Below are 19,568 nucleotides of genomic sequence, written 5' to 3'. Positions count from 1 at the left end.
GATAGGGCTTGATCGACGGCTGCTGCTCGCAGGCGCCCGTTCAGTCCTGTGCCGAGATGGTCTTGGCGAAGCGAACGCGGCAGATGCCGAGCGTTACGCCGCCGATTGCCAGCATCGCCAGCAGTTGCGGCCACACCAGATCGATGCCGGCGCCGCGATACAGCACGCCTTGCGCGAACGAGACGAACTGCGTGTTCGGCGTGAACTGCATCACGAACTGCAGCCATTGCGGCATGGTCTCGATCGGGGTGCTGGCACCGGACAGCAGATACAGGATCACGATCACCGGGATCGCCAGCAGGCCGAACTGCGGCATGGTGCGGGCATACGTCGCCAGCAGCAGGCCGAGTGCCGTCACCGAGAACATGAACAGCACCATCCCCAAAGTGAACAACGGCACCGAGCCGATAATCGGTACGCCCAGCACCCCTTTGACCATGAACTGCAGCGACAACAGTGCCGCCATCACGATCACCGCGCCGTTGGCGATGATCTTCGACAGCATGATCTCGAGCGGGTTCACCGGCATCACCAGCAGATGCTCGATGGTGCCGCGCTCACGTTCGCGAATCAGCGCGGCGCCGGTGAGAATGATCGACAGCGTCGCGATGTTGTTGATCACCTGCATCACCGAGGTGAACCAGGCCGAGTTCAGGTTGGGATTGAACTTGGCGTGCATCACCAGGTTCACAGGCGTGGTGCTGGTGCCGGAGTCCTTACGCAAGTAAGCGGCCGTCTCACGCAGCACGATGTTCTGGATGTCGACCGCGCCGTTACCGGCGATCGCCATCGCGGTGGCGTCGACATTGATCTGGATAGACGGGTTCTTGCCGGACAACGCGTCGGATTCGAATTGCGGCGGGATCTCCACGACGAACACGTAGCGGCCGCTGTCCATCGCCGAATCGATCTCGGACGGGCTGATCTGCTCGGCGGCACGGAACAGCGGCGGCAGCATCGCAGCAGCGATCCGCCGCGACAGCTCGGAGTGATCCTCGTCGACCACCGCGACCCGCGCGGCCTCGACTTCCAGCTTGGCGCCGGTCGCGATCGTGTAGATCGCGACGCTGAACACGTAGACAATGAAGCCGAGCAGGATCGGGTCGGCCCACAGACTGCGCAGCTCCTTGCCGGTGAGACGATAGATGTGTCGCAACATCGAGCCCATCGTCACGCCTCCTGCTTGCGCAGCACCAGAATGGCGCAGATCAGATAAGTCAGACCGAATCCGAACAGCACCAACAGGTTCGGCGACAGCATCCAGAACCCCATGCCCTTGGTGAAGGCGCCGATACTGACCTCCTGGAACCAGGCCGCGGGAAACGCCTCGCCGAACAATCGCCCGATCTGCGACAGCGACGACACCGGCACCAACAGACCGGAGAAGTTGACGGCCGGGATGATCGAGATGATCGCGACCACGAAGATGGCGGCGATCTGAGTGCGCAGGAACGACGAGAACAACACACCGAGCGCGGTGGTGGAGAACACGTAGAGCAGCGCCCCGCCGACCAAAGCCGTCCACGACCCGCGAACCGGAACACCGAAGATCACCATCGCCCCGACCAGCAGCAGCACGAAGCTGAAGAACGACAGCAGGGCGTAGGGCAGCTGCTTGCCGAGCAGGAACTCGGTCGCTGTGACCGGCGTCGAGCGGAAGTTGGAGATCGAGCCGACTTCCTTTTCGCGGACGACGCCGACCGCGGTCAGCATCGCCGGGATCAGCATCAGGATCAGCGTGATCACGCCAGGAATGATCGAATACACGCTCTTGAACGCCTGATTGTAGCGAAACCGGGTTTCGATATTGATCGGCGAGGCCGGCGACGCCATCGCATGGCGCCGATACTGCTCGGCAAGATAGGCCTGCGACAGCCCGGTAACGTAGGAGCGGATGGTCTCGGCGCGGAACGGCATCGAGCCGTCGATCCACACCGCGACTTCCGGAGACTTGCTGGTCAGCAAGTCGCGGCCGAAGCCGTGCGGTACTTCGATCACCAGCTTGAGTTCGCCGCTGGCGAGACGCCGGTCGATGTCGGCCGCGGAGGCGATGTCGGGCGCCTGCTTGAAGTAGCGCGAACCGGAAAAGCTCTCCAGCAGTTCGCGGCTTTCCAGCGTGTTGTCCTGATCGTAGACCGCGTAGGTCAAATTCTCGACGTCGAACGAAATGCCGAATCCGAAAGTCAGCATCAGGACCAGCGGGCCGAGAATCGCAAACGCGAGCCGCAGCCGGTCGCGCAGGATCTCCATGGTCTCGCGGCGGGCATAGGCCCACAGCCGCGCCGGATCGAACCGCCGCAGCTTGGCCGCGGCCTCGCGCGGCGCCGCCAGGCTGGTCTCCTCGCCGTCGCGCTGCGCGCCGGTCGCTTCTTCCAGATAGGCGATGAAGGTCTGTTCGAGATCGGCGGCGCCGCGGCGCGCCACCAGCTCGTGCGGCGCGCCGACCGCCAGCACCTTGCCGGCGTGCATCAGCGATATCCGATCGCAGCGCTCGGCCTCGTTCATGAAGTGGGTGGAGATGAAGATGGTGACGCCGTCCTGGCGCGACAGCGCGATCAACATCCGCCAGAACGAATCCCGCGCCACCGGATCGACGCCGGAGGTCGGCTCGTCGAGGATCAGCACTTCGGGGCGGTGGATCACCGCGACCGCGAGCTGCAGCCGCTGACGCAGGCCGAGCGGCAGACCGTCGGGCCGGGCATCGGCGACGTCGGCGAGATCGAACCGCGCCAGCATTTCGGCGACGCGATCCGGAATCTGCGCGCTCGGCAGCTCGAACAATTGCGCATGCAGCAGCAGGTTCTGCCGCACTGTCAGTTCGGCGTAGAGCGAAAAGCTCTGCGACATGTAGCCGACACGCTTGCGGGTCGCCATGTCGGAGGCGTCGAGCACCTCGCCGAACAGCCGCGCCTCGCCTTCGCTCGGCGTCAGCAGGCCGGTCAGCATCTTCATCGTGGTCGACTTGCCGCAGCCGTTGGAGCCGAGGAAGCCGAAAATCTCGCCGCGCTTGATCTGGAAGTTGACGTGATCGACCGCGGTGAAATCGCCGAACCGGCAGGTCAGGTTCTGGGCTTCGATCGCGTAGCCGTCGCCGCTGTCCGGCAGCGGCGGCAATACGACGTCGGCATAATCGCCGCGCATCTCCGCCGGCAGCAGCGCGATGAAGGCGGCGTCGAGTGTCGGCTGCTTGGTCTGCGCCCGCAGCTCGGCCGGCGTGCCGGCGCCGATGATCTTGCCGTCGTTGAGGGCGGCGAGCCAGTCGAACCGCTCGGCCTCTTCCATATAGGCGGTCGCGACCAGCACGCTCATCTGCGGACGGCGCTTCCGGATGCGGTCGATCAATTCCCAGAACTGCCGACGCGACAGCGGGTCGACGCCGGTGGTCGGCTCGTCGAGGATCAACAGGTCCGGATCGTGGATCAGCGCGCAGCACAGCGACAGCTTCTGCTTCATGCCGCCGGACAATTTGCCGGCGGGCCGATCGCCGAACGGCGACAGCCCGGTGGCGCTCAGCAATTCGGCGATGCGCGCCTTGCGCTCGGCCGTGCCCTGACCGAACAGCCGGCCGAAGAAGTCCAGATTCTCGAACACCGACAGGGTCGGATACAGGTTACGTCCGAGCCCCTGCGGCATGTAGGCGATCCGCGCCGCGCTTGCGGCGCGGTGACGGGCGTCGCGCATATCGCCGTCCAGCGCCATCACCTCGCCGGTCTGAATCCGGCGCACGCCGGCGATCAGCGCCAGCAGCGTCGATTTGCCGACGCCGTCGGGCCCGATCAGGCCGACCATCTTGCCGGCGGGCAATTCCAGCGTGACGTCGTCCAGCGCATGTGTCGCACCATAGGTGTGAGTGACATGCGTGAGACGCGCGGCGAAGCCGGTCATTGCGGCAGCTTGACCTTGAGATTATCCGGCCATGGCTTGTCGCTGTCCGTGCGCAAATACGCCATGCCGCGCACACCGGTCTTCACCTCGCGCTCGTATTTGCGCAGCAGGTCCGGCGGCAGCGTCAGCTTGACGCGGAACATCAGCTTTTCGCGCTCGTCCTTGGTCTCGACCGCTTTCGGGGTGAACTGCGCCTCGCTGGCCACGAAGGTGACCTTCGCCGGCACCACATATTGCGGGATCGCATCCAGAATCAGTCGGGCGTCGGAGCCGTAAGCCAATCCGGCGGCGACGCTCGCCGGTACGAACACCGTCATGTAGACGTCGGTGAGATCGACCAGCGTCAGCACGCGGGAGCCGGCCCCGAGCACTTCGCCGGCCTGCGCCAGCTTGTACTGGATGCGGCCGCGGCGCGGCGCCTTCAACTGCATGTCGTCGAGCACGGTCTTGATCCGCGCCACCTCGGCGCGCGCGGCATCGATCGCCGCCGTCGCATCGCTGAGGCTGGCCTTCGCGGCGATCAGCGCCGCATCGGCGACGTTCTGCGCGGACTGGCGCTGGTCGCGGATTTCCGCGGTGGAGAAGCCTTTCTCGAACAGCGCCTCGGCGCGGCCGAGCTGCTGAGCCGCCAGCTTCTGCTCGCTCTCCCGCTGCAGCACCATCGCTTCGGCCACCGCCTTGCTCTGCACGGCGCGGCGCTCCTGCGCTTCGGCGGCGAGGAGCTGGGCCTGAATGTCGGAGACGTCCATCTTCACCAGAAGCTGGCCCTTCTCGACCTCGTCGCCCTCCTTCACCAGCACTTCGGCGATCCGGCCAGCCAGCTTGGTGGCGATCTCGACCTGCTCCGATTCCAGCCGGCCGTTGGCCGAGGCGAAGCCCGCGGGCAGCCGCTTGGGCATCAGCTTCTGGATCAGCTTGTCGAATTTGTCGTCGGCATGGGCCGGGAGCGGGCCCGCCAGAACACCAACACCGAGGCAGAAAACGCTGAACAGCCGGACACCGCGGCGGGTCGGGTGAAAGATCGTCATCATACGGCTCCGGAATCACGGACTGAACAGTGAATGCCCCCACCCCAGCTATCCCTCCGTTCGATCAAGGCCAATTCCGCTTTGAACCGGATTGTCGGCGAAGCCTATTCGCAGTATTGAACACAGTTGTTCAAATCAGATCAAGTGTGTCCAAGGACCGTGTCGAGCCCCGCACAGCGGCAGATCTATCTGGCGGCGATGCAATTGTTCGCCGAGCGCGGGCTGACGCAGATCAGCGTCACCGATCTGGCCCAGGCGGCCGGTGTCGCGCGGGGGACAGTCTACAATAACCTCGGCGACCTCACCGGCCTGTTCGACCTGGTGGTGACCAATCTGGCCGGCGAACTGAATCCCCGGCTGACCGTAGCGCTGGCGGATTGCCACGATCCGGTGCGGCGTCTCGCGACTTGGATGCGGCTGTTGATCCGCCAGGCGCACGAAGAGCCCCGGCTCGGCCGGTTCGTCTGCCGGTTCGGCATGAGCTCCACGACGCTGCGGGTGGTCTGGGATGGACGGCCGCTCGACGACCTCGCCACAGGGCTGGCGCAACGCGGCCATGCCCTCAGTCCCGCCCAACTGGCGTCGGCGACCAATTTCATCTCCGGCGCCATGCTGGGCGCGATCTTCACCATCCTCGATGGCCATCGCACCTGGTCCGAAGCTGCGGCCGAGACGGTGGAGTGGGTGCTGGTGGGGCTCGGCGTGTCGCGCGACGAAGCACGGAACCTGGCGGTCGGCGATCTGCCGCCGCTGCCCGAGTGATCACAGCGCCGAGACGACGCGGCCCGCGGCGTTGAACTTACCGCCTCCCGGTCTTATGGCTGGGCGATGCAAAGCTCCCTCCTCACCGCACCGCCGCTGATGACCCGGTTCCGCCCCGTGACCGCGGCGATGCGTAAGCCTGCGCCGTTTCTGCCGATGAGCCGCGCCGAGATGGATAAGCTCGGCTGGGACGCCTGCGACATCGTGCTGGTGACTGGCGACGCTTACGTCGACCATCCGAGCTTCGGCATGGCGATCATCGGCCGCCTGCTCGAATCCCAGGGGTTCCGCGTCGGCATCATCGCGCAGCCGGATTGGCAGTCCGCCGAACCGTTCAAGGCACTCGGCAAGCCACGCGTGTTCTTCGGCGTCACCGGCGGCAACATGGACTCGATGGTCAACCGCTACACGGCGGACCGCCGCTTGCGCCACGACGACGCCTACACGCCGAACGGCGAAGGCGGCAAGCGGCCGGACCGCTGCACGCTGGTCTATGCCCAGCGCTGCCGCGAAGCCTTCAAGGACGTGCCGATCATCCTCGGCGGCATCGAAGCCTCGCTGCGGCGGATCGCGCATTACGATTACTGGTCCGACAAGGTCCGCCGCTCGGTGTTGGCGGACGCCAAGGCCGATCTGTTGCTCTACGGCAATGCCGAGCGCGCCGTGGTCGAGGTCGCGCATCGGCTCGCCGCCGGCGAAGCGCCGCGCGAACTCGACGACATCCGCGGCGTCGCGCTGTTCCGCCGCGTGCCGGAGAACTACACGGAACTACACGCCGACGATCTCGACGCCGCCGACGAGGGCGCACGCCAAGAGCGCGGCGACGTGGTGATCCGGCTGCCCTCCTGCGAGCAGGTCGAGCAGGACAAGGAAGCCTATGCCCGCGCCTCGCGGGTGCTGCACCGGGAGAGCAATCCCGGCAACGCGCGGCCGCTGGTGCAGCGCCACGGCGACCGCGACCTGTGGCTCAATCCGCCGCCGATCCCGCTGACCACCGAGGAAATGGACTCGGTCTACGATCTTCCTTACGCCCGCGCGCCGCATCCGTCTTACGGCAGCGCCAAGATCCCGGCGTGGGACATGATCAAGACCTCGGTGACGATCATGCGCGGCTGCTTCGGCGGCTGCACCTTCTGCTCGATCACCGAGCACGAGGGCCGCATCATCCAGAGCCGCTCCGAAGGCTCGATCCTGCAGGAGATCGAAAAGATCCGCGACAAGACGCCGGGCTTCACCGGCGTGATCTCCGACATCGGCGGCCCGACCGCCAACATGTACCGGATGGCCTGCAAGGACCCGAAGGTCGAAGCCGCCTGCCGGCGGCCGTCCTGCGTATTTCCGGAGATCTGCCCGAACCTCAACACCTCGCACGACGACCTGATCCGGCTGTACCGCAAGGCGCGCGAGGTCAAGGGCGTCAAGAAGGTGATGGTGGCGTCGGGGGTGCGCTACGATCTCGCGGTGAAGAGCCCGGCCTATATCAAGGAGCTGGTGAGCCATCACGTCGGCGGTTACTTGAAGATCGCGCCCGAGCACACCGAGCGCGGCCCGCTCGACAAGATGATGAAGCCCGGCATCGGCGCCTATCATCGCTTCAAGCAGATGTTCGAGGCCGCCGCTAAGCAGGCCGGCAAGCAGTATTACCTGATCCCGTATTTCATCGCGGCGCATCCCGGCACGCGAGATGAGGACATGATGAACCTCGCGCTGTGGCTGAAGCGCAATCGCTACCGCGCCGACCAGGTGCAGACCTTCCTGCCGTCGCCGATGGCGACCGCGACCGCGATGTATCACAGCGGCGTCAACCCGCTGCGCGGCGTGCGCCACGGCGCCAGCGAGCCGGTAGAAGCGATCAAGGGCCTGCGGCAGCGCCGGCTGCATAAGGCGTTCCTGCGCTATCACGATCCGGACAACTGGCCGGTGCTGCGCGACGCGCTGAAGGCGATGGGCCGTGCCGACCTGATCGGTTCACGGCCCGATCAGCTCGTGCCGGCGCATCAGCCGCCCGGCACCGGCAAGGCCGCCGGCACCCGCCGCCCGCTACGCGGCGACGGACCGAAGCCGCAGCGCTTCACCACCAAGGGCGTGCGGCTGGTGAAGTAACCGCCGCCATCGCAAGTCGCGGGCTTACGTCAGCAGCCCGCGCTTGCCTTCCTTCCAGCGCGCGAATTCGGTCTGCAGCACCGAGACGTGCTCGTCCTCTTCGGCGGCGAGCTCGCGATAGAGCTGGCGTTCGACCGATCCGTCCGGCGTCTCGCCGACCCGGGTCTTGAAGAACGAGGCGGCGCGCCGCTCGAACTCGATCGCGGCTTCGAACAGCGTGGTCGGATCGCCGATCTGTCCTTTGACGCCGGCCATGATCGCCGCGGTGCCGAGGTGGAAGCCTTCGGTCGCCTGCGGAATCGCCACATGATAGCGATTGGCTAGCGTCGTCATGTGCTCCTCTTCCATCTCGGCGAAGCTCAGGAACAGCTCCTGCAAGGTCGGATCTGAGGTTTCCTTGGCGGCGCGCGCATAGAACGCGCGGCCACCGAGTTCGATTTCGAACGCGGTGCGGATCGCCGCCAGCCCCGCTTCGTCGCTGACGCCGGCGCGGTCGAGCGGCTGCAGCTTGCCACCGCAATGCGGGCACATGCCGTAGGGGAACGCGAAGCCTTCGCTGACCTTGGCGCAATCGTCGCAGCGCCACTGCAGCTCGGAGCCGGCGCAGCAGATGTACTCCTCCGGGCCTTCCAGCTGCTGGTGACACTTCGGGCAATGCGCCACGCCTTCCTCCTCGATCGGCGGCGCCAGCTTGCCGGCGACGAAGTCGTCGGCGTCCTGCGCCGTAATGGGCCATTTGGTCTTGTTCAGCCGCAGCCAGGCGGCGATCGACTTGGCGGCGCGGCGGCCCGCGCTCATCGCCAGGATCACGGTCGCACCGCCGGTGACGATGTCGCCGCCGGCGAACACGCCCGGCATGTTGGTCGACTGGGTGTCGTCGTCGGCCGCGATGTTGCCCCACTTGTTGAGCTCGAGCCCCGGCGTCGCCTGACCGATGATCGGATTGGGCTTGGTGCCGAGCGCGTAGATCACCGTGTCGCATTCGAGCTCGATGAACTCGTCGAGCGGCACGGGCTTGCGGCGACCCCGTTCGTCGGCCTCGCCGAGCTCCATCTTCTGCAGCCGCACCGCGCGGACGTCGCCGCTCTCGGTGACGAGAATCTCCACCGGCGAATGCAGGAAGAAGAAGTCGACGCCTTCCTCCTTGGCGTGGCGGATTTCTTCGATGCGGGCCGGCGCCTCGGCCTCCGACCGGCGATAGACGCAGCGCACCGTCGCGGCGCCGACGCGGCGGGCGACGCGCAGGCAATCCATCGCGGTGTTGCCGGCACCGATTACGATCACGCTGTTACCGACGCTGACCGGCGTGTCGAGATACGGGAAGCGATCGCCGCCCATCAGATTGATACGGGTGAGGAATTCGTTGGCCGAATAGACCCGGCCGGCGAATTCGCCGGGGATACCCAGGAAGGTCGGCGCACCGGCGCCCGCCGCGACGAACACCGCGTCGAAGCCGCGGCCGTTCATCAACTGTTCGATCGTGAAGGTCTTGCCGACGACCTTGTTGGTCTCGAACTTGACGCCGATATCCTTCAGCCGCTGGATTTCGCGGTCGATGATGTCGCGCGGCAACCGGAACGACGGAATGCCGTATTGCAGCACGCCGCCGAGCACATGCAGCGCCTCATAGACCGTGGTTTCGACATTGTAGCGGGTGAGATCAGCGGCGGCGGCAAGGCCGGCCGGACCGGAGCCGACGATTGCAACCTTGCCGATCGTCTTGGACAGATCGATCGGCTTGCTCTTCGGCGCCCGCGCATTGTCGCCGACGAAACGCTCGAGCCGACCGATCGCGACCGGCTCGTGCTTCTTGTACTTGCGGATGATGCACTGCGCTTCGCACTGCGTCTCCTGCGGGCAGACCCGGCCGCAGATCGACGGGAAGATGCTCGACTGATAGATCGTCTCCAGCGCCGCATCGAAGTCGCGGAACAGGATGTTCCGAATGAATACCGGAATGTCGATCCCGACCGGGCAGCCGGCCACGCAAGTCGGCGTGATGCACTGAATGCAGCGCTCGGCTTCCTGCAGCGCTTCCTCGACCGAATAGCCGAGATTGACTTCCTTGAAATTGGCGGCGCGCTCGTGGGCGTCACGCTCCGGCATCGGGGTCTGATGCGGCGGCAGCGTCGCCAGTTTCTTGTAGTTGCGCTTGCCCTCGACGATCAGCTGCTTTTCGAGATTGCAGACATGGGCGAAATGTTCGTTCGCCTTGTCTTCCTCGGTCTTGAAACGCTTCTGGCGGGCGTGCAGCTCGTGGAAGTCGACCTTGTGGCCGTCGAAATCCGGGCCGTCGACGCAGGCGAACTTCACTTCATTGCCGACCGTGACCCGGCACGAGCCGCACATGCCGGTGCCGTCGACCATGATCGTATTCAGCGACACCATGGTCTTGACGCCGTGCGGACGGGTGGTCTCGACGCAGGCGTGCATCATCGGCATCGGGCCGATCGCCACCACCTTGTCGGGCTTCTGCTGGGTGATCACCCGCTCCAGCGCCGCGGTGACCAAGCCTGCCTCGCCGTAGCTGCCGTCGTCGGTGCAGATGATCAGTTCGTCGGCGAACTCGCGGAACTTGTCTTCCCAGAACACCAGATCCTTGGTGCGGAATCCCATGATCGCGGTGGTGCGCGCGCCGGACTGTTTGAAGGCGCGGAGCTGCGGGAAAATCGGCGCGACGCCGAGGCCGCCGCCGACGAACACCACGTGATCGACCTTGTCGATATGCTGCGGCAGGCCGAGCGGACCGACGAAGTCTTCGAACGCCTCGCCTTCCTTGAACTTGTCGCGCATCTCGCGCGTGGTCTTGCCGAGCGCCTGGACCACGACGGTCACCAGCCCCTTGTCGCGATCGAAGTCGGCGACGGTGAGCGGAATGCGCTCGGCGCCGTCGTAAAGACGGAGCATCACGAAATGGCCGGGCTCGGCGGAAGCCGCGATGTCCGGCGCCTCGACGTCCCACAGGAAAGTCGCGTCCGAGAACTGCTCGCGTCGCACAATACGATACATGATGTCAGCACAGATTGGTCCGAGGCCGGCGAGCGGCGTCGTCAGGTGACGGGAAAGCGGCTCAAAATACCCAAGGAGCGCCAAATTGATTTGACCTCGGTCATGTCCGGTCTGGCGCCGCACGCTCGCGAACGGCGCGATCACGCAGAAATGTGCCGCCGCGGTTCGCCCGGCAGGCGAGCGCATGACCGGCATGCGAAGGCGACCCGGCTTGCGGCCTTCGACCAAGGTCTAATGGGGGCGCCCCACTGAACTAATCAGGATCCCGGTCGCGTTCGTCGCGGCCCGTCATATCGGCCGCCTGCAAGTAACACCGCTGCCGTGAGGGCTCCGGCCAGACTGCATCAGGACCGTGGCCGGCTGTGCGGCGCCTCGTGGATCGCGGGACCGGCGCCGAGCTTGACATCGAGGTCGCCGATAGCGTGATGCTGATCGACCACATGTCCGTTCCGGACAGATCATTCGATCAAGCACGCGTCGCTCGCATCCGCCGCGACGTGGTGCGGAGCGCACGATGACAAACCTTCCCCGCTCGAAAACCGCCGTCGTGATTCGGCACGTCCTGTTCGAAGACCTCGGCTACTTCGCACCCGTCCTCACCGCGGCCGGCTACGACATCCGCTACGTCGATCTCGATCAGACACCATTCTCGGCCATCGATCCCGAACAGCCCGATCTGTTGATCGTGCTCGGCGGACCGATCGGCGTCTATGAAGGCGACGTTTATCCGTACCTGCTCGAGGAGCGCCGGATTCTGGCGGCGCGGCTGGCCGCGAATCGACCGACCTTCGGTATCTGCCTCGGCGCCCAGCAGATCGCCGCGACGCTCGGCGCCACCGTTGCTCCGATGGGCCACAAGGAAATCGGATTCGGAGCGTTGACGCTGACCGATGCAGGACGGCGCGGACCGCTCCGGCATCTCGACGGCATCCCGGTGCTGCATTGGCACGGCGACGCGTTCCAGATTCCCGCCGGCGCCGAGAACCTCGCCACCACCGCGCTGTGCGCCACGCAGGGCTTCGCGATCGGCCGCAATGTGCTGGGGCTGCAGTTTCACCCTGAAGTCGAAGTCGATCACGGCATCGAACGCTGGCTCACCGGGCATGCGGCGGAGCTGTCGGGAGCCGGCATCGATCCGCGCGCGCTGAGGGCGCAGGCGCAAGCCATCCCATCCGACGCGCACCTCGCCGGGCAGCGGATGTTCGAGGAATGGCTCTCGCAGATCGGTTGACGCCCGAAGACATCGAGCGGTGCGGCGGCGATCCGGCGCGCGGCGCTACGGACCGGCCTCGAGCGTCAGCGTGAACACCGCGCCGCCGCCGGCTCGATTAGCGGCGACCAGCGTGCCGCCGTGCTCGCGGGCGATGCCGTAGCTGATCCACAGGCCGAGCCCGGTGCCCTCGCCGACCGGCTTGGTAGTGAAGAACGGTTCGAAAATCTTGTCGATCATGCCGTCCGGCAGACCCGGGCCGTTGTCGGCGACCGCGATCGCCACCTCGTCGTTCTGACGCTTGGCCGAAATCTCGATCCGCGGCGCGGCGTGGCCGCGCAGCGCATCGATCGCGTTGTCGACCAGATTGACCATGATCTGGTGAAACTGGCCTTCATTGCCGATCACCGTCACGTCGGGCGCGATGTCGAAAACGAGGTCGACACGGCCGGGCTTGGCGCGCGCCGCCCAGCGCGCCGCGGTCCGCACGATGCGGTCGACGTCGATCGGCTGGGTCTCGCCGGTGCGCGGAAAACTCAGTCGGCGCAGGTTCTTCACCACGTCCGAGACCCGCATCGCGCCTTCCAGCGTGCCCTCGATCAGCGACGCGTAGTCGGCGAGCAGCGCATCGATCTTCAAGCGGCGGCGCAGTTCGTCGATCTCGGCCGGATCGGCGCCGCCGTGGATCGCCGTCAGATACGCCGCCATCCGCTCGCGGTAACGCTCCAGCATGTGGATGTTGCCGTAGATGAAGCTGATCGGATTGTTGAGTTCGTGGGCGACGCCGGCGACCAGGCGGCCGAGGCTCGCCATCTTCTCCTGCTCGACGAGCTGGCGCTGGGCGCGCTGCAGCTCGCTGTGCGCGGTGTGCAGCGCCTCGTAGGCGCGGCGCAGCTCGCCGATCGGCCGCCCGGTCAGCACCGTGCCGACACGATGGCCGGCCTGATCGCAGCGCGTCGCGCCGTTGATAGCGTAGAGATCCGATAGCCCGTGCGCGGTGACGAAGCGGATTTCCAGCGCGATCTCCGAAGACGACGACGCGCGCAGCAATTCCTCGATCCGGGCCCGGTCGGCGGCATCGACCAGATCGCCCAGCGGGCGCTCGACCACCGCCTCGGCCGGCGTCGCCAACAGCCGCACCGCCGCCGGATTGATCTGCAGCACGATGCCGTTGCGGTCGCAGACGATCAGGATGTCGGAGACCGACTCGATGACGCTGGAGATGAACGCCTGCGCTTCCTCCAGCGCGGTGTTTTTCTCTTCGAGATCGGTCTCGTAGCGCAACAGGTCCGCGTAGACCTCGTCCATCTTGCGGATCACTTCGATCCAGGCCGCCTCCTGGTCGCCGTCGAGCGGCGACAACAGAGGCGAACCGACGCGCTCGATCAATCGTTCGCCGGGTGCGATGCGATCAGGCATCGTCGCTGAGGCCCTTGCGCAGATCGTAGCGGCCGAGCTTGTTGCGCAGCCCGACGCGCGACAGGCCGAGCTCGCCGGCGACGCGGCTGATGTTGCCGCCGTGGCGATCCAGTGCCTCGATGATCATGTGGCGCTCCAGCGCCTCGATATTGGTCTTCAGGGTCGCGCTGCCATGATGCGAGGACTGCAGGCGGATCGGTTCGCTGCCGTTGCGGATCCGCGCCGACAGATCGGATTCCTGCAGCCAACCGTCGTTGGTCAGCACCACCATCCGCTGGATTTCGTTCTGCAGTTCGCGGACGTTACCGGGCCAGTCGTAGTGCCGCATCCGCGCCAGCGCGCCGGGTGTGAAGCCGTCGACGGCGCGGCCGTAGGATTTGGTGACGTCGGCCAGCACCTTGGCGGCGATCAACGGCACGTCCATCGGCCGCTCGCGCAGCGACGGCATGTGCAGCGGAAACGCCGCCAGCCGATAAAACAGATCGCGGCGGAAGCGGCCGGCGCGGACTTCGGCCTCGAGGTCACGGTTGGTGGCGGCGACGATGCGGACGTCGACCTTGCGCACGCGCTGCGCGCCGAGGGGGCGGATCTCGCTCTCCTGCAGCACCCGCAGCAGCTTGACCTGGAACGCCGGCGACGTCTCGCCGATCTCGTCGAGAAAGATCGTGCCGCCGTCGGCGACTTCGAACAGTCCGACACGATCCTGATAGGCGCCGGTGAAGGCGCCCTTCTTGCAGCCGAACAGCTCGCTTTCCAAAAGCTCGTCCGGCAGCGCGCCGCAATTCTCGACCACGAACGCCTTGCCGGAGCGCGCCGAGCCGTAATGGATCGCGCGCGCCAGCAGTTCCTTGCCGGTGCCGCTCTCGCCGGTAATCAGCACCGAGATGTCGAATTCGGCGGCGCGCTTGCCGAGCTCGATCACCTCGGCGAGCGGGCTGTCGGGCGCGTGCACGATGCGGTCGAAATCGTACAGCCTGCGGGCCACGCCGCGCTTTTCGGTGACGACTCGCTGCACCCGCTCCGGCGTCAGCTTGACGTCGATATTGGCGGTCTCGGTTTCCTTCTGCAGCCGGAACAGCTCGACCGCGCCGCGCACGATGTCGAGCAGCCGGTCCGGATGCCACGGCTTGGCGATGTATTGGTACACCCCCGCCTCGTTGATGCCGGCGATGATGTCTTCGGAGTCCGAATAGCCGGAGATGATCATCCGCACCGGATCGGGCCAGGTCTCGCGAACGTGCTTGAGGAAGTCGACGCCGGTCTCGTACTGCATCCGCTGGTCGCACAGGATGGCGTGGACGATCTCGCTTTCCAGCACGCGCCGCGCCTCGCCGGCATCCTTGGCGCAGATCACCTCGAACTCGTCGCTCAGCACGCGCTTCAGCGATTCCAGCGAGCGGATCTCGTCGTCGACCACCAAAACCGTCGCCTGACCGCTCATCGTCCTCGTTCCATCACTCACAAGACCAGTCTAACGCCTTCAGCAAATCCGCGGCAATTGCTCGCCCGAGAGCCAGTCGACGATCCGCCCGCCGCCGAACGAGGTGGTCATCTGCACGAAGTGATGATCGTCGGCGATCACCTCGCCGATCAGCGCCGCATCGCGCCCGAGCGGATGCGCCCGCATCGCGGCAAGCACGGTCTCGGCCGCCTCGGGCGCCACGATGGCGATCAGCTTGCCTTCGTTGGCGACATAGAGCGGATCGAGCCCGAGCAGTTCGCAGGCGGCCGCCACTTCGGCCCGGACCGGCATCACGTCCTCGTCGAGCCGGAACCCGACGCCGGATTGCTGCGCCAGTTCGTTCAGTGTCGCCGCCACCCCGCCGCGGGTCGGATCGCGCATCACCCGCAGCCCTTGCGGAGCCGCCGCCACCATCGCGGCGACCAATTCGTGCAGCGCGGCGCTGTCGGACTGGATCGAGGTCTCGAAGGCGAGGTTCTGGCGCTGCGACATCACCGCGACGCCGTGGTCGCCGATGAAGCCGGACAGCAGCACCTTGTCGCCCGGCTGCGCCCGGTCGGACGACAGTACCAGCTCGCGCGGCGCGATGCCGACACCGGTGGTGGTGATGAACACGCCGTCGGCCTTGCCGCGCTCCACCACCTTGGTGTCGCCGGTGACGATCGGCACACCGGCGGCACGCGACGCCGCCGCCATGCTGTCGGCGATCCGCTTCAGATCGGCGAACGCAAAGCCCTCCTCGATAATGAAGCCGGCGGACAGATACAGCGGCTTGGCGCCGGCCATCGCCACGTCGTTGATGGTGCCGTGCACGGCGAGCGAGCCGATGTCGCCGCCGGGAAAGAACAGCGGCGACACCACATAGCCGTCGGTGGTCATCACCATCCGGCCGCCGCCGACTTCGAACGCCGCCTGATCGTTGCCGGCGCGCAGCATCGGATTGTCGAACGCGGCGTGGAAGATCTCGCCGATCAGATGCGCCATCGCCCGGCCGCCGGCGCCGTGTGACAGATCCACCCGGCCGTTCTTGAGATCGAGCTTGCGCCGCCGGATGTCGCTGCTCATGCCACGTTCCTCCGTGCATGGTCGCGGAAGCGGCCATAGGTCCAGTGCGCCGCGCAGGCGCCTTCCGACGACACCATGCAGGAGCCCATCGGGGTTTCCGGCGTGCACAGCGTGCCGAACAATTTGCAGTCGGTCGGCCGCTTGATGCCGCGCAGGATGGTGCCGCATTCGCATGCCGGATTGTCGGCGGCGGAGATCTCCGCCATCGCGAAGCGCTGCTCGGCGTCGAAATCGCGATACGCCGCGCGCAGCCGCAGTCCGCTGAGCGGCACTGCGCCGAAGCCGCGCCACTCGAAGCTGTCGCGCAGTTCGAAGATCGCGTCGACTTCGGCCTGGGCGATCGTATTGCCCTCCGGCGTCACCGCGCGGATGTATTGGTTCTCGACCTCATGACGGCCGTCATTGACCTGGCGGATCAACATCAGGATCGCCTGCATCACGTCGAGCGGTTCGAAGCCGGCCACCACCACCGGCTTTTCGAACTCGCTAGCGAACGGCGCGAACGCATCCGAGCCGATCACCGCGCTGACATGCGCCGGACCGACGAAGCCGTCGAGCTTTGGGCCGGGCTGGCCGTCGAGATCGGGGTGTTCAAGGATGCCGCGGATCGCCGGCGGCGTCAGGACATGGTTGCAGAACACCGTAAAGTTGCCGAGCCCCCGCGCCTGCGCCAGTTTGATCGCCAGCGCGGTCGGCGGCGTGGTGGTTTCGAACCCGATGGCGAAGAACACCACCTGGCGCTCCGGCTCGGCCTGCGCGATCGCCAGCGCATCCAGCGTCGAATACACCATGCGGATGTCGGCGCCGGCCGCCTTGGCGCGCAGCAGCGAGGCGCTGTGCGAGCCCGGCACCCGCATCAGATCGCCATAGGTGCACAGCGTCACCTCCGGCCGCATCGAAAGCTGGATCGCCATGTCGATGCGGCCGACCGGCAGCACGCAGACCGGGCAGCCGGGGCCGTGTACCATACGCACGTTCGCCGGCAGCAGGTCTTCGAGGCCGTAGCGCGAGATCGCGTGCGTATGCCCGCCGCAGAACTCCATGAAGTGATAGCTGCGCGCCGGATCGGCCGCCTGCGCAATCGCGGCGGCGATCCTGCGCGCGACGTCGCCGTCACGGTATTCGTCGACGTATTTCATTGCGCGGCCTCCGCGAGCTGTCCCATTTCGGCGAGCAGCGCCAGCGTCTGCCTGGCCTCCTCCGGATCGATCCGCGTCAGCGCGAAGCCGACATGGACCACGACGTAGTCGCCGACCGCGACGCCTTCGACCAGCGCGACCGAGATCACCTTGCTGACGCCGTCGAGCGATACCCGCGCCATCTGGTCGGGCAGTAATTCAACGACTTCGGCGGGAATGGCGAGGCACATCAGCGCGTCTCCTGTTCGGCAATGAGTTGGCCGGCGATCCACGCCTGGCCGAGACTGAGTCCGCCGTCGTTCGGCGGCACCTGCCGGGCCAATAGCGGCGTCAGCCCGGCCGCGCGCAGCCGCGCGGCGAGATCTTCGCTCAGCACGCGATTGAGGAAACAGCCGCCGCCGAGCGCGATCGTGGTGAGTCCGGTTTGCTCTGCGGCCTGCACGGCCCAATCGGCGAGCGCCGCGGCAAGCGTGCCGTGGAACAGCTCGGCGCCGTCCTGCGCGTCCGGCCGCCCGGCGAGGTGCGCGAGCAGCGGCGAGAGATCGAGCGTGCCGGCGCCGATCTCCCAGCCGCCGCCCAGCACGCGCGGGCATTTCACCAGCGCCTCGAGCTGCATGGCCGCCTGGCCTTCGTAACCTTGTGTCGTGCAAACCCCGAGCAGACCGGCGGCGGCATCGAACAGCCGGCCGGCGCTGGTGGTCGTGGCGCAACCACGGCTGGCGAGCATTGCGGCCAGCGCCGCCGCGCGCGGCTGATCGGCGAAGCGTGCGGCGATCTCCTCGCCCCGCCCGAGTGCCGCCAACGCCGCCGCCGCCATCCGCCACGGTTCGCGCGCAGCCGCATCGCCCCCCGGCAGCGCCAGCGGCGCCAGATGGCCGAGCCGGGTGAAGCGTGCGCCATCGACGCGCAGCAGCTCGCCGCCCCACGCGCCGCCGTCGCTGCCGGCGCCGTGGCCGTCGAGCACGATCCCAAGCAGCGGCGCGGCAACGCCGTGCTCGGCGGCGATCGAGGCGACATGGGCGTGGTGATGCTGCACGGCGACCAGCGGCAGACCGAGACCTTCCGCGAAACGCGTCGAGGCGAAATCGGCGTGCAGATCGTGCGCGACCGCGACCGGCGCGGCGCCGACCAGGCGCGTCAGATGCGCGATGGTGTGTTCGAAGAACCGCACGGTGCCCGTCGTCGCCAGATCGCCGATGTGCTGCGACACGAACGCCTCGCGGCCGCGCGTCAGCGTGACCGTATTTTTCAAGTAAGCGCCGACCGCCAGCACCGGCGGCACCGCGCGCGGCAGCGCGACCGGCTGCGGCGCGAAGCCGCGCGCCCGGCGCACGAAGGAGGGCGCGCCGTCGATGATCGTTGCAACGCTGTCGTCGGCGCGCACCACGATGGCGCGGTCATGCCCGACGATCAGATCGGCGACGCCGGCGAGCTGGCGTTCGGCATCGTCGATCACGATCGGATCCCCGCCGCCATTGGCGCTGGTCGCGACCAGCACCAGATCGACCGGCGCGCGCTGCCAGGCGCGACCGGCGGGCGAGCCGGCGGCAGCGTGGAAGATCAGATGATGCAGCGGCGTGTAAGGCAGCATTACGCCGAGCGCCCCGAGCCCCGGCGCCACCGACGGCGCCAGCGCGCCGCGATGCCGCATCAGCACGATCGGCCGCGCGACCGACTTCAGCAGCGCCCGCTCGGCTTCACTCGCGATCACGATGCCATCCAGCGACGCCTCGGAGGCGACCATCACGGCGAACGGCTTGGCGTCGCGGCCCTTGCGGCGGCGCAGCCCGGCGACGGCGGTCTCATTGGTCGCATCGCACAGCAGATGATAGCCGCCAAGGCTCTTCAGCGCGACGATGCCGCCGGCGCGCAGCCGCGCGACGATCTCGGCGATCGGCTGATCGAGCCGCGGCCCGCAGGCCGGGCAAGCGACCGGCTCGGCATGGAAGCGACGATTGGCCGGATCGCGATAGTCGCGCGCGCAATCGGCGCACAGCGCGAAGCCCGCCATCGAGGTGTTGGCACGGTCGTAAGGCAGGCGCTGCGTCAGCGTGTAGCGCGGGCCGCAATGGGTGCAGTTGACGAACGGATAGAGGTGGAAGCGGCTGGCCGGATCGAACAGATCGTCGAGACACGCCTCGCAGATCGCCGCATCCGCGCCGATCCTGGTGGTCACCGCCCCGCCGCGGCTCTCGGCGATGTCGAAGCCGCGCTCGCCGCGGGCGCGCAGCGCTTCGGTCTCGATCGCGTCGACCCGCGCCAACGGCGGCGCCTCGCGGCGCAGCGCCGCGATGAACTCCGAAAGCGCCGCACCTTCGACCTCGATCAGCACGCCCTCGGCATCGTTGGCGACGAAGCCGCCGAGCCGATAGCGCTGCGCCAGGTGATACACGAAGGGGCGGAAGCCGACGCCCTGCACCGCGCCGCGCACGCGCACACGCGCGCGAGTGGCATTGGGCAACAGGGCGACGGCGGGCTGCATCGCG

General features: G+C 67.0%; 13 protein-coding genes. 3 read left to right on the top strand and 10 right to left on the bottom strand.

All coding sequences use genetic code 11. The features are described 5' to 3' along the window. Positions 1-40: 40 nt before the first annotated feature. The 3 genes from DY468_RS12725 to DY468_RS12715 are packed head-to-tail and all read right to left on the bottom strand — an operon-like array spanning position 41 to position 4,913. A complete protein-coding gene (locus DY468_RS12725; protein WP_164605172.1) occupies positions 41-1,168 on the bottom strand; it encodes an ABC transporter permease in 1,128 nt (375 codons plus the stop codon). Positions 1,169-1,170: 2 nt separating this feature from the next. Further along, positions 1,171-3,885, bottom strand: a complete 2,715-nt coding sequence (rbbA, locus tag DY468_RS12720; RefSeq protein ID WP_164605171.1) for a ribosome-associated ATPase/putative transporter RbbA — start codon at positions 3,883-3,885, stop codon at positions 1,171-1,173. Next, positions 3,882-4,913: an HlyD family secretion protein gene (locus tag DY468_RS12715; RefSeq protein WP_164605170.1), complete on the bottom strand. Its 1,032-nt coding sequence runs from the start codon at positions 4,911-4,913 to the stop codon at positions 3,882-3,884. Before DY468_RS12715 ends, rbbA begins: the two co-directional genes overlap by 4 nt. 159 nt (positions 4,914-5,072) lie before the next feature. Between DY468_RS12715 and DY468_RS12710 the strand changes: the two genes are divergently transcribed. Continuing rightward, positions 5,073-5,675, top strand: a complete 603-nt coding sequence (locus DY468_RS12710; RefSeq protein ID WP_349644273.1) for a TetR/AcrR family transcriptional regulator — start codon at positions 5,073-5,075, stop codon at positions 5,673-5,675. Positions 5,676-5,741: 66 nt separating this feature from the next. Continuing rightward, positions 5,742-7,778, top strand: a complete 2,037-nt coding sequence (locus tag DY468_RS12705; RefSeq protein WP_164605169.1) for a YgiQ family radical SAM protein — start codon at positions 5,742-5,744, stop codon at positions 7,776-7,778. Positions 7,779-7,802: 24 nt separating this feature from the next. Here the strand turns inward: DY468_RS12705 and gltA are convergent, their stop codons facing one another. After that, entirely contained in the window at positions 7,803-10,787 is a 2,985-nt protein-coding gene (gene gltA / locus DY468_RS12700; protein ID WP_164605168.1) for an NADPH-dependent glutamate synthase, read from the bottom strand. Positions 10,788-11,301: 514 nt separating this feature from the next. Between gltA and DY468_RS12695 the strand changes: the two genes are divergently transcribed. Continuing rightward, positions 11,302-12,018, top strand: coding sequence for a glutamine amidotransferase (locus DY468_RS12695; protein ID WP_164605167.1), 717 nt, complete (start codon positions 11,302-11,304; stop codon positions 12,016-12,018). Between the two features lie 45 nt (positions 12,019-12,063). Here DY468_RS12695 and DY468_RS12690 read toward each other — a convergent pair whose 3' ends face one another. Genes DY468_RS12690 through hypF form a run of 6 tightly spaced genes read right to left on the bottom strand, consistent with a single transcriptional unit; the run spans position 12,064 to position 19,564 of the window. After that, on the bottom strand, positions 12,064-13,416 hold the full coding sequence (locus DY468_RS12690) for a sensor histidine kinase (RefSeq protein WP_164605166.1): 1,353 nt from the start codon (positions 13,414-13,416) through the stop codon (positions 12,064-12,066). Then, positions 13,409-14,857 (bottom strand): sigma-54-dependent transcriptional regulator, encoded by a 1,449-nt coding sequence (locus DY468_RS12685; RefSeq protein ID WP_164605165.1) that lies wholly within the window; start codon positions 14,855-14,857, stop codon positions 13,409-13,411. The genes DY468_RS12690 and DY468_RS12685 overlap by 8 nt, the downstream gene beginning before the upstream one ends. Before the next feature lie 39 nt (positions 14,858-14,896). Continuing rightward, complete coding sequence (hypE, locus tag DY468_RS12680) at positions 14,897-15,943, bottom strand: hydrogenase expression/formation protein HypE (RefSeq protein WP_164605164.1); 1,047 nt, start codon at positions 15,941-15,943, stop codon at positions 14,897-14,899. After that, on the bottom strand, positions 15,940-17,082 hold the full coding sequence (gene hypD, locus DY468_RS12675) for a hydrogenase formation protein HypD (protein ID WP_164605163.1): 1,143 nt from the start codon (positions 17,080-17,082) through the stop codon (positions 15,940-15,942). Before hypD ends, hypE begins: the two co-directional genes overlap by 4 nt. Next, entirely contained in the window at positions 17,079-17,312 is a 234-nt protein-coding gene (locus DY468_RS12670; protein WP_164605162.1) for a HypC/HybG/HupF family hydrogenase formation chaperone, read from the bottom strand. The genes hypD and DY468_RS12670 overlap by 4 nt, the downstream gene beginning before the upstream one ends. Beyond that, the gene (hypF, locus tag DY468_RS12665; RefSeq protein ID WP_164605161.1) at positions 17,312-19,564 is read right to left on the bottom strand and encodes a carbamoyltransferase HypF; all 2,253 of its coding nucleotides are present in this window, start codon (positions 19,562-19,564) and stop codon (positions 17,312-17,314) included. The genes DY468_RS12670 and hypF overlap by 1 nt, the downstream gene beginning before the upstream one ends. Positions 19,565-19,568: the final 4 nt, after the last annotated feature.

Origin of the sequence: Rhodopseudomonas sp. BR0M22 (assembly GCF_010907035.1) — a bacterium.
In the GTDB taxonomy this organism is placed as follows: domain Bacteria; phylum Pseudomonadota; class Alphaproteobacteria; order Rhizobiales; family Xanthobacteraceae; genus Rhodopseudomonas.
The sequence above is the reverse complement of the archived record's forward strand: the minus strand, read 5'-3'. Positions and strand labels throughout refer to the sequence as shown.

What these genes read in the sequence shown, in the direction of transcription:
- rbbA (WP_164605171.1), bottom strand. Translation starts at nt 3,885, where the DNA reads ATGACCGGCTTCGCCGCGCGTCTCACGCATGTCACTCACACCTATGGT.
- DY468_RS12705 (WP_164605169.1), top strand. Translation starts at nt 5,742, where the DNA reads ATGCAAAGCTCCCTCCTCACCGCACCGCCGCTGATGACCCGGTTCCGC.
- DY468_RS12725 (WP_164605172.1), bottom strand. Translation starts at nt 1,168, where the DNA reads ATGGGCTCGATGTTGCGACACATCTATCGTCTCACCGGCAAGGAGCTG.
- DY468_RS12685 (WP_164605165.1), bottom strand. Translation starts at nt 14,857, where the DNA reads ATGAGCGGTCAGGCGACGGTTTTGGTGGTCGACGACGAGATCCGCTCG.
- DY468_RS12690 (WP_164605166.1), bottom strand. Translation starts at nt 13,416, where the DNA reads ATGCCTGATCGCATCGCACCCGGCGAACGATTGATCGAGCGCGTCGGT.
- hypE (WP_164605164.1), bottom strand. Translation starts at nt 15,943, where the DNA reads ATGAGCAGCGACATCCGGCGGCGCAAGCTCGATCTCAAGAACGGCCGG.
- DY468_RS12670 (WP_164605162.1), bottom strand. Translation starts at nt 17,312, where the DNA reads ATGTGCCTCGCCATTCCCGCCGAAGTCGTTGAATTACTGCCCGACCAG.
- gltA (WP_164605168.1), bottom strand. Translation starts at nt 10,787, where the DNA reads ATGTATCGTATTGTGCGACGCGAGCAGTTCTCGGACGCGACTTTCCTG.
- DY468_RS12695 (WP_164605167.1), top strand. Translation starts at nt 11,302, where the DNA reads ATGACAAACCTTCCCCGCTCGAAAACCGCCGTCGTGATTCGGCACGTC.
- hypF (WP_164605161.1), bottom strand. Translation starts at nt 19,564, where the DNA reads ATGCAGCCCGCCGTCGCCCTGTTGCCCAATGCCACTCGCGCGCGTGTG.
- hypD (WP_164605163.1), bottom strand. Translation starts at nt 17,082, where the DNA reads ATGAAATACGTCGACGAATACCGTGACGGCGACGTCGCGCGCAGGATC.
- DY468_RS12715 (WP_164605170.1), bottom strand. Translation starts at nt 4,913, where the DNA reads ATGACGATCTTTCACCCGACCCGCCGCGGTGTCCGGCTGTTCAGCGTT.